This window comes from Microbacterium sp. SCPM-O-B-15248 (M128) (genome assembly GCF_058214835.1).
This window is the reverse complement of sequence record NZ_JBYQLI010000009.1, coordinates 160,547-170,764: the sequence shown is the minus strand read 5'-3', so window position 1 is coordinate 170,764 and position 10,218 is coordinate 160,547. Positions and strand designations below refer to the sequence as shown.

Genomic DNA, 10,218 nt, shown 5'->3' with positions numbered 1-10,218 from the left:
GTCGTGGGCGGGCCAGACCTCGGTGCCGGGGGTGCGGTGCAGAGCCGCGAGGCGCGCGACCGCCCGGTCGGCGCGGTCGGGGCCGTCGTCGCCCACCGTCGAGCCGCAGCGCACGCCGTGTTCGACGTTGCCGAGGAGGTCGGCGGCATCCCCCGCGAGCACGACGGTGCGATCGGGCAGCTCGACGACGAACGACTGGTGCCCCGGTGTGTGCCCCGAGGTGTCGATGACGCGCAGGCCCTCGGCGAGCTCGGTGTCACCGTCGACCAGCGCCAGGGTCAGGCCGTCGCGGTCGAGGTCGTCGCGGAGGAGGAAGGCCATGCGCGGGTCGGTCACGTGCCGCACGTGCCACCATTCCCGCCGCTGCAGGACGAGCGGCCGATCCCGCGCGAGCAGCCGGGCCCCGCCGGTGTGGTCGAAGTGCGCGTGCGAGAGCAGGACCGCCGCGAGCTCGCCGAGGGCCAAGCCCGCCTCGGCGATCTGGTCGACGAGCGGGTCGCCGGGGGGCACGATCGGCGCGTAGTTCTCGTAGTCGAAGGATGCCGTGCGCACGGCGCGGTCGCGGATGCGCGCGGGGTCGAATCCGCCGTCGACGAGCACCCAGCCCTCGTCGAAGACGATCGCCACGGCCGTCACCGGCTCCAGGAGGAACCGGAAGGTGCTGCCGCCGTACAGGGAGACCGCCTCGGGGATCGGCTCGTACGCGACGACCATGGGGACGAGTCGGCGTGGGCGCCCACTCAGCCGCAGCGGCGTGAGCGACGCGAAGTCGACGACCGTCGAGCTCACGCCGTCGCCGCCCGGTACGCGCGCCAGCCACCGTGAGCAGTGATGTCGGTCGCGCCCTCGAGGGCCACGGCCTCGCACAGGAAGCCCGCGACGCGGGAACCGTCCGCGAGGACAGCGGAGCCGATGCCCATCGGCGCGGGCAGGTCGGCGACGAAGCGCCCGAAGCCCGCCGCGGGCAGACGCCACACCTCGCCCGCGATCGGCGCGCCCCCCGCGGCCACGCGGGCCAGACCGGGCTTGGGCGGGACGGTGTCGAGGGCGTAGAGCCGGTAGTCCGCCGAGGTCTGCACGTCGGCGACGAACGTCCCACCGGCGGCGACGAGCTGATGGTTCAGCGGCTGCCCGCGCAAGTGGGCACCGACGACCAGCAGGTCGACCGCGGGCGCCTGGATGCGCTCGGCGAGCTGCGCGAGCGTGCGATCGGCGAAGGGGGCGCCGGTGAGCATCACCCCGAACGCGCGGCCGCCGACGACCCCGGCGGGCACGGCCAGGGCGCTCCGGTCGAGCAGGTTGGCGAAGTTCGTGTACCGCCCCATGCGGCTGTTGGCCCCGACCGGGTCGGCCGCGACCTCGTCGAGCGTCGGATGCCACGTCGTGGTGGGCGTGAGCAGCGCGACGGTCCCGTCGAGTCGGCGCAGCCCCTCGGCCCCGAGGCGATCGAGGCGCTCGCGGTCGCGGAAGTAGTCCACGGCCCGCGCCTCGGCACCGCCGAGCACGATCCCGGCGACCGTGGGATCGAGGTCGGTGCCGACGAGCTCGGGGTGCGCGGCGATGAAGTCGCCGACGGCCGCGGTGCGCTCGGCGACGAAGGCCCCGCCGTAGAGCAGGGAGGCCGCCTCGAGCAGCGGGGCGATGTCGACCTCGACGATCTCGACGCCGGACGCGGCGAGCGCCGCGACGACGCCGGCGAAGGCCTCGGCCCACCCGTCGGCGAGACCCGCGAGGTGCTCGGCCGTGGGCACGGCCACCCGCGGGCGCGCGTCGAGCGGTGGGGCGGGGCGGTCCTCGCGGCCGAGCGGGTCGATCCCGTCGGGGCCGGACAGCAGCTCGGCGGCCGCGCGGGCGTCGGACAGCCCGCGCGCGAACACCGTGACGCAGTCGAGGGTGCGGCACGCGGGGACGACGCCCGTGGCCGGCACGAGGCCCACGGTGGGCTTCACGCCCACGATCCCGTTGAGCGCCGCGGGCACGCGGCCGGAGCCGGCGGTGTCGGTGCCCAGCGCGAGGTCGACGATGCCGAGAGCGACGGCCACCGCCGACCCCGAGCTGGAGCCGCCCGAGATCCGCGTCGGATCCCACGCGTTGCGTACGGCGCCGAAGGGGCTGCGGGTGCCCACGAGTCCGGTGGCGAACTGGTCGAGGTTCGTCTTTCCGATCACCACGGCTCCCGCGGCCCGCAACCGGGCGACCGAGGTCGCGTCGCGCTCGGGGCGGTACGCGTACGCGCGGCTCCCGGCCGTCGTCGGCATCCCCTCGACGTCGATGTTGTCCTTCACCGCGACGACGGTGCCGGCCAGCGGCAGGCGCTCCCCCGCCGCGACGCCGAGGTCGACCTCGGCCGCTTCGGCGAGCGCGTCGTCCTCGTCGCGGACCGTGATCCACACCTCGGGGCGGTCGACCTCGCGCATCCGGGCGTAGGCGGCGCGGACCCGGTCGACGGCGCTCACGCGTCCACCGCCACGGCGGCGAGCAGCTGACCGGCGGCGACGGTCTCGCCCGGTCGCACGAACACCTCGGCGACGGTCCCCGTCACCGGCGACCCGATCGGGGTCTCCATCTTCATCGCCTCCAACACGATCATCTTCTGCTCCTTCTCGACGGGCGCGCCCTGCGCCGCGTCCACACGCCAGACCGCGGCGGCGAACGGCGCGGTCACACCCACTGTGCCCGGTGGCAGCTCTCGACCGGCGCTCGGCGCCGCTACGGGCGCGTCGTCCACGCGGTCGAATTCTCCGCTGATCCGCCACCGCTCGCGCTCCTCGTCGAAAGCGCGGCGCTGGCGGTTGCGGAACGCGTCGATGCCCGGGGCCTCGGCGGCGAGGAACCGCTCGTACTCCGCGAGGGCGAACTCGCCCTCGACGGTCTCGAAGTCCCCGCGCCCGGCATCCACGTCTGCGCGCAGATCGAGCAGCTCCTCAGGCGAGACGGGGTACCAGCGGATGCGGTCGAAGAATCGGAGCGCCCACGGGTTCTCGGTGAAGAGCCCGCCGCGGCGGAAACGGTTCCAGATCTGCACCGTGCGGCCGACGAACTGGTAGCCGCCGGGGCCCTCCATGCCGTAGATGCACAAGTAGGCGCCGCCGATGCCGACCGAGTTCTCGGCGGTCCACGTGCGGGCGGGGTTGTACTTGGTGGTGACGAGCCGGTGCCGCGGATCCAGCGGCGTCGCCACCGGTGCACCGAGGTAGACGTCCCCGAGGCCCATGACGAGGTACTGCGCGTCGAACACCGTGCGGTAGACGTCGTCGACGCTGTCGAGGCCGTTGATGCGGCGGATGAACTCGATGTTCCACGGCGTCCAGGGGGCGTCGTCGCGGACGCCCGCCATGTACCGCTCGATCGCCAGACGCGTCGCGGGGTCGTCCCACGACAGCGGCAGCCGCACCTCGCGCGACGGCACGACGAGCTCGGAGGTGGGCGGCAGGTCGTCGTCGAGCTCGCGCAGCAGGCCGACGAGTTGCGACGCGCGCAGCACCGACGCATCGGTGTGCACCTGGAGCGACCGGATGCCGGGAGTGACGTCGAGGATCCCTCTCGGGGCCTCCTCCGCGAGGCGCTCCTGCAGCGCGTGAACGCGCATCCGCAGGCCCAGGTCGAGCACCTGGTCGCCGAACTCGACGAGGACGTTGTCGTCGCCGTCGCGGCGGTACGTGGTCCGCGGGCGGAGGACGCGTTCCCCCTCGACCTCGGCCTCGCGCACGGCGATCACTCCGTCGTCGCCGTCGCCGGTGCCGACGAGAGCGGGGGCGGCGATCGCCGGGTCGAGCGTGGCCGCGTCGGCCTCGCGCACCGGCGCGAACCGCACGACGTCTCCCGGCCGCAGCTGGCCGAGCTTCCACAGATCCCCGGATGCCACGACCACCGGGCACACGAACCCGCCGAGGCTCGGCCCGTCGGGGCCGAGGAGCACGGGGGTGTCGCCGGTGAAGTCGAGCGCGCCGACGGCGTAGGGCGTGTCGTGGATGTTGGAGGGGTGGAGGCCCGCCTCGCCGCCGTCGGTGCGCGCCCACGTCGGCTTCGGGCCGGTGAGCCGCACGCCGGTGCGGGCGGAGTTGACCTGCACGCGGTACTCCGCGGAGTACAGCGCGTCGATGTCGGCGCGCGTGAAGAACTCGGGGGCGCCGTGCGGCCCCTCGGTCACGGCCAGGACCCACGTCGCGTCGAGGTGCGGGCGCCGTTCCGCGGGGGTCGGCGTCGGGTCGGCGATCGCGGCGGCGCCGGGGCGCAGCACGTCACCCGTCACGAGCGCGCGGCCGCCGTGCCCGCCGAAGCCGCCGAGCGTGAAGGTCGAGGCGCTCCCGAGGTACGACGGCACGTCGAGACCGCCGCGTACGGCGAGGAACACGCGCATGCCCGGCCCCTCGGCGGCGCCTACGTGCAGCACCCCGCCCGCCGGAACGGCGATCGGCTCCCACATCGGCGCCGGGGCGCCGTCGAGCTCGACCGGAGCCGCCGCCCCCGTGACGGCCACGACCGAGGCGACGCTGAAGCGCAGCGTCGGTCCGGTGAGGGTGATCTCCAGGCCCGGCGCACCCTCGGGGTTGCCGACGGCGAGGTTGGCTTCGCGGAAGGACACGGCATCCATCGGCCCGGACGGCGGAACGCCGACCTTCCAGTAACCGATCCGCCCCGGGAAGTCCTGCACGGTCGTGAGCATCCCCGCGTCGACGACGTCGATGCGCGGGTCGGGGTCGCGCGCTCCGTCGAGGGTCGCGGTGTCATGTCGGACGGCGCGGACGCGCGGGTCGTTCACGACCTCGCGGATCATGCCGGTGCCGGTGACGATGCCGTCGATACGCGTGTCGGCGAGCGCGGCGGAGAGCCGGTCGAGGGCGGCGTCACGGTCGGCGCCGTGAGCGATGACCTTCCCCAGCAGCGGGTCGTAGAACGGCGACACCTCGCTGCCCGCCTCGACCCACGAGTCGACCCGGATGCCCTCGCCCTCGGGCCACCGCACGGCGGTGACGAGTCCGGTCGACGGCGTGTTGCCGCGGTCGGGGTCCTCCGCGTAGATGCGGGCCTCGACCGCGTGTCCGCGGGGTTCGCGAGGGCCGGCGAACAGGTCGTCGGGGAGCGCGGCCGGGCCGCCCGCGGCGAGGTCGAGCATGAGGCCGACGAGGTCGACGCCGAACACGGCTTCGGTGACCGGGTGCTCGACCTGCAGGCGCGCGTTGACCTCGAGGAAGTACGCTCGCTCGGCGACGGGGTCGTAGACGAACTCGGCCGTCCCGGCGGAGCGGTACCGGATGCCGGATGCCAGGGCCGCTGCGGTGCGGTGGAGTTCCGCGCGCACCTCGGGCGGCAGACCCGGAGCCGGGGCCTCCTCGACGACCTTCTGGTTTCGGCGCTGCAGGGAGCAGTCGCGGTCGCCGAGCACCGCGACGCGCCCGGCGCCGTCGCCGAAGAGCTGGACTTCGACGTGGCGGGCGGGCCGCACGAACTTCTCCAGGAACACCCCCGGAGTCCCGAAGCTCGCCTCGGCCTGACGGACCACCGCGTCGTACGCGGCGCGCAGCTCGTCGGCATCCGCGCACACCCGCATGCCGATACCGCCTCCGCCGCCGGTGGCCTTGAGCATCACGGGGTATCCGATGACGGATGCCGCGGCCTCGGCCTCGTCGAGGGAGGCGAGCACCCCGGTGCCCGGGAGGAGCGGGACCCCCGCGGCCTCGGCGAGCGCGCGGGCGCGGTGCTTGAGCCCGAAGGCCTCGAGCTGCTCGGGCGTCGGCCCGACCCACACCAGCCCCGCCGCCTCGACGGCGCGCGCGGCGTCGGCGTTCTCGGCGAGGAAGCCGTAGCCGGGGTGGATCGCACCGGCACCCGTGGCACGGGCCGCGGCCAGGATGGCATCCACCCGCAAGTAGGACTCGGCCGCGGGCGCGGGGCCGAGGCGGACCGCCTCGTCGGCCTCGCGCACGTGGGGCGCGGCCCGGTCGGCGTCGGAGAACACCGCGACGGTGCGCAGGCCCCGCTCGCGCGCGGACCGGATGATGCGGCGCGCGATCTCGCCGCGGTTGGCGACGAGCAGGGTGGCGAAGGAGGTCACGGGCGCGTCACCACCATGCGCAGCGGCGTGCAGCTGAAGTCGTTGCAGGGGTTGTTCATCTGCGGGCAGTTCGACACGATCACGAGCACGTCGCGCTCCGCCCGCAGGGCCACGCGCTTGCCGGGGGCCGACATCCCGTCGACGATGCCGAGCGAGCCGTCCGCCTCGACGGGGACGTTCATGAACCAATTGAGGTTGGAGACGAGGTCGCGGGCGCCGAGCCCGTACCGGGCCGCCTCGGCGAGGAAGTTCTCGCGGCAGCCGTGCTGGTAGAGGGTGTGGTGCCCGTAGCGGAGGGTGTTCGACTCCTTCGAGCAGGCGCCGCCGATCGTGTCCTGCCGGTCGACCTCGTTGCCGACGACCGTCATGAGCGGGCGGCCCAGGTTGCTGCGCAGCACCGTGCCGGTGCGGACGTAGACGTTGCGCTGCCACGCGATCGTGTCGGCGGCGCTGTACCGCTCGTCGGTGTCGTCGGCCGCGTAGACGAGGAAGTCGGCGGACTGGTTGCCGCCCACGTCGACGATCGTCAGGACGTCGCCGGCGCGGACGATGCCCGACCACGGTCCGCGCGGGGCGACGCGCTCATCGAGCACGACCTCGCCGGGGACGAGCGGCTCGGACCAGTCGAGGGGGACGCCGTCGGCGTGGACGGGACGATCGGGGACGGTGGTGCTCATGGAACGGCTCCTCACGATCCGGCCAGGGCGGCGTAGGCGATGGTGTTGCGGTAGGCGCGTTCGCGCTCGGGGGTGAGGGAGAAGACGGGATCGCCCTCCGCGGTGGGGCGCGACGCCCAGGCGGTGACCTGCAGCGGGCCCACGACGTAGTCCTCGCGCGGGTCGAGCGGATGCGGGACATTGGCGACGAGCACGATCAACGGCAGTTCCGCGACGAGTTCGATAGAGGCGCCCGGCCCGGCGGATCCGGTCCACTCGAGGTCGCCGGCGGCGTTCGCGCGCACCCCCTGGAAGAACGACACCGACGGCGGCAGGTCGCGAGAGGTCAGGCCGTGCTTGCTCGCGGCGAGCCGCAGCAGGCCGTGGCCCGACGGCGAAGGCCCCTCGGGCGCGGCGTCGCCGTAGCGCTCGATCGCGAACGCGTCGCTCGTCGTGCCGCAGAAGGCGTCGTGGTGGCCGGAGGTGTCGGCGGCGATGGTCGCGAGGACGCGCCCGTCGCCCGAGAGCAGCGGGTGCCCCTCGCCGAGATACGCCTGCCACGGGATCTTCTGCGTGTCGGCGACGTTGAGGCGCTCCCCCGGGTTCGCCGAGTTGAACAGGACGACCGTGGCGCACGCGTCTCCGGTGGGATCGGCGAGCCGGAGGCGCGTTCCGCGGGCCACCCGGAGGTGCGTGTACCCGCCGGGGGCGACGGTCTCGGCCCAGCGCAGGTCGCCGTCGGCGACGCCCTCCGGCCGGAACGGGGCCGTCGAGGGCGGGAGATACGGCATCCACGGTGAGCGCGCATCCCGGGCTCGGGCGTCCTGCCGCGCCCGTCCCACGTCTCCGAGTGCATCCACACGACCGTCCATGGGATCCCTTTCTATCGGTTGACAGGTATTAGAGCACCCGTGCGTTTCGGTGGCGTTACGAAGCGCCCGAGTACGGTGGGGGCATGGCGCCGACGAGAACCGGACGACCCCGGGCATCCGGCTCCTCCCCCACCGGACTCGGCACGCGCGCCGATGTGCTCGCCGCTGCGGCCGCCCTGTTCGGCACGCGCGGGTACGGCTCGGCCAGCACGCACGCGATCGCCGAGGCCGCCGGCATCCGTCAGGCCACGCTCTACCACCACTTCGCGCGCAAGCAGGACATCCTGCTCGCGCTGCTCCTGGACACCGTGCAGCCCTCGCTCGACGTCGCCGCGCAACTGCTCGCGCGCGACGAGGAGCCCGCCGCGCGCCTGTGGGCGCTGTGCGTGTCGGACGTCACGCTCCTCGCCGAAGCGCCGCACAACACCGGGGCGCTGTACCTGCTGCCCGAGGTGTCGGACGCGGCGTTCCACCCGTTCCGCGAGCGTCGCGGCGAGCTCGAGACGACCTACCGCACGTTCGTGGCCGCATGCGGCGTGGATGCCGCCGGCGCGGCGGCGGGCGCGGCGCTCGTGCTGGCGCTGGTGGAGAGCGTGATCCTGCAGCGCAAGGGCGGACAGACGGCGCCCCTGGATGCCACGACGATCGCGGCCGCCGCATTGCGCGTGCTCGACCTCGACGCCGCGACGCGCGAGCGGGCCGCGGCGGCGGGCCCTGGCGTGCTCGCGGCGCTGGGCTGAAGCCGGCGGGTTCCGCCGGCTTGCGGCCGGCTCGTGGCGGGTGTGGCCGCGAGACTGCACCCAGCTGACAAACCCACTGCAGACTGCAACCGAGATGTCAGCAGCGTGCAGTCTCGCGGGTCGAGGGGCCCCCGCACGCAACCCTCACCCGGATGCCGGACCCCACCCCGGATGCCAGTGCCCGGCGCCGCGGGCGATTTCACGCGCCTTTTACACGGCCGAAACCACGCGCGACCCCGGCGAGCGGATTGTTTCTGTCAAGCAACAGAAACCCGATTCGCCCCTCATCGCCGGGAGCCCGCCATGATCATCTTCGGAGTCGCGCTGAGCGTCGTCCTCATCCTCGTCGTCGGCATCGTCGTCGCACGCAAGGTCGACGGCGACAGCGCGAATTACCTCGTCGCCGGACGCCGTCTCGGCGTGCCGCTCGTCGCCGTCAGCCTCACCGCCGCCGCCGTCGACGCCAACGCGACCGTGGGGAACACCGACCTCACGTCGCAGTTCGGCTTCTGGTCGGGGGCGTCGCTCGCGATCGGCCTGGCCGTCTGCCTGCTGCTGACCGGCCTGTTCCTCGCCAAGCGCATGAACGCCATGAAGCTCTTCACGCTGGGCGACTTCTTCCGCCTGCGCTACGGACGCCCCGTGGAGCTGCTGGCATCCGTGCTCATGATCGTGTCGTTCACGTTCCTGCTCGCGGGCAACCTCGTCGCGTGCGGCTTCCTGCTCGAGCGCTTCGCGAACATCCCCTACGCGTGGGGCGTGGTGCTCGCCGTCGTCCTCGTGCTCGCGTACACCGTCGCGGGCGGCCTGTTCTCGGATGCCTACACCGCGGCGATCCAGACCACGATCACCGTCGTGGCGGCGATCGTCCTGCTCGCGTGGGTCGCGTTCTCGTACGGCATCGTGATCCCCGAGGGCATGGGGCCGTTCGACCTCCAGCAGCTCACCGACCCGGCAGCCGGTGCCCCGATCAACTGGGCGACGCTCATCTCGCTGGCCATCGGCGACATCGTCGCGATCGACTTCATGCAGCGCATCTTCGGGGCGAAGAGCCCGTCCGTCGCGCAGCGCTCGTGCTTCATCGCCGCGGGGCTCACCGCCGCGATCGGTTCGGTCTTCGCGATCGTCGCCTTGAGCGTCTCGTCGACGCTCGGGCTTTCGGTCGAGAACGGTCCGGTGCTGTACCAGCTGCTCGGCGACTACGCGCCGCCGATCATCGCGATCCTCGTGCTCTCGGGCATCGTCGCCGCCTCGTTCTCGACGGCCTCCGGGGCGATGCTCGCCACCTCGGCGATCGCCGTCCGCAACGTCTTCACGGTCCGCCGCCACACCGGCAGCGGCCCCGACCCGCTGCTGCGCTGGACGCGTCTGGCCATGATCCCGTTCGTGATCGCCGGCGCCTTCCTCGCCATCCGCGTGAGCCAGACCGGCATCCTGCTCACGCTCGCCTTCGACCTGATGCTCGCGTGCCTCGCGGCACCGTTCGTCATCGGGGTGTTCTGGAAGCGTCCGGGCGCCGTCGCCGCCCTCGGCGCGATGGTCGTCGGCTTCGTCGTGCGCATGACGCTGCTTGCCCTGACCCCGACGCTCTACGGCGTGCCCAACGACATCCTGCACGTCCCGAACGACCTCGTCGGTCCGGAGTTCGACGGCTGGGCGACGCTCGTGTCGGCGGTCATCGGGTTCGGCACCTACGTCGCCCTGGCCTTCGCGCTCCCCCGCCGCGCGCCGGAGCTCGACCGCGAAGCCGCCGTGCTGGCCGACCTCGCGGCCGAGCGCGAGGCCTCGGAGCGCGAGGGCGTGGAGGTGCCGGCGTGACCCGACCTCGCGGGGCGAGGGAGACGGATGCCGTCCGATGCCGGTGCGATCGATCCCGTCACACGGCGCGGTGAATC

General features: G+C 73.5%; 7 protein-coding genes. 2 read left to right on the top strand and 5 right to left on the bottom strand.

Going from position 1 to position 10,218, the window contains the following annotated elements; genetic code table 11:
- From AC3E6M_RS14985 to AC3E6M_RS14965, 5 genes are all read right to left on the bottom strand, one after another.
- Nucleotides 1–789 (bottom strand): N-acyl homoserine lactonase family protein (locus AC3E6M_RS14985; RefSeq protein WP_138174501.1); only part of this gene is annotated, 789 nt, incomplete at its 3' end.
- Nucleotides 786–2,456 carry an allophanate hydrolase gene (locus tag AC3E6M_RS14980; protein ID WP_138174503.1) on the bottom strand — a complete coding sequence of 557 codons (1,671 nt, stop codon included), beginning with the start codon at nucleotides 2,454–2,456 and terminating at the stop codon, nucleotides 786–788. The genes AC3E6M_RS14980 and AC3E6M_RS14985, both read right to left, overlap by 4 nt.
- Nucleotides 2,453–6,055, bottom strand: a complete 3,603-nt coding sequence (gene uca, locus AC3E6M_RS14975; protein ID WP_490530399.1) for an urea carboxylase — start codon at nucleotides 6,053–6,055, stop codon at nucleotides 2,453–2,455. The genes AC3E6M_RS14980 and uca overlap by 4 nt, the downstream gene beginning before the upstream one ends.
- Complete coding sequence (locus AC3E6M_RS14970; protein ID WP_138174507.1) at nucleotides 6,052–6,732, bottom strand: urea amidolyase associated protein UAAP2; 681 nt, start codon at nucleotides 6,730–6,732, stop codon at nucleotides 6,052–6,054. Before AC3E6M_RS14970 ends, uca begins: the two co-directional genes overlap by 4 nt.
- Nucleotides 6,733–6,743: 11 nt before the next feature.
- Nucleotides 6,744–7,571, bottom strand: coding sequence for an urea amidolyase associated protein UAAP1 (locus AC3E6M_RS14965; protein WP_490530398.1), 828 nt, complete (start codon nucleotides 7,569–7,571; stop codon nucleotides 6,744–6,746).
- Nucleotides 7,572–7,666: 95 nt separating this feature from the next.
- Here AC3E6M_RS14965 and AC3E6M_RS14960 point away from each other — a divergent pair, with 95 nt between their 5' ends.
- Both AC3E6M_RS14960 and AC3E6M_RS14955 read left to right on the top strand, forming a co-directional pair.
- Nucleotides 7,667–8,323 carry a TetR/AcrR family transcriptional regulator gene (locus AC3E6M_RS14960; RefSeq protein WP_138174511.1) on the top strand — a complete coding sequence of 219 codons (657 nt, stop codon included), beginning with the start codon at nucleotides 7,667–7,669 and terminating at the stop codon, nucleotides 8,321–8,323.
- Nucleotides 8,324–8,626: 303 nt separating this feature from the next.
- Nucleotides 8,627–10,141, top strand: coding sequence for a high affinity choline transporter 1 (locus tag AC3E6M_RS14955; protein WP_171024254.1), 1,515 nt, complete (start codon nucleotides 8,627–8,629; stop codon nucleotides 10,139–10,141).
- Nucleotides 10,142–10,218: the final 77 nt, after the last annotated feature.

Excerpts from the sequence above, each read along its gene's own strand:
- AC3E6M_RS14970 (WP_138174507.1), bottom strand. The coding sequence starts at position 6,732 with ATGAGCACCACCGTCCCCGATCGTCCCGTCCACGCCGACGGCGTCCCC.
- AC3E6M_RS14960 (WP_138174511.1), top strand. The coding sequence starts at position 7,667 with ATGGCGCCGACGAGAACCGGACGACCCCGGGCATCCGGCTCCTCCCCC.
- AC3E6M_RS14955 (WP_171024254.1), top strand. The coding sequence starts at position 8,627 with ATGATCATCTTCGGAGTCGCGCTGAGCGTCGTCCTCATCCTCGTCGTC.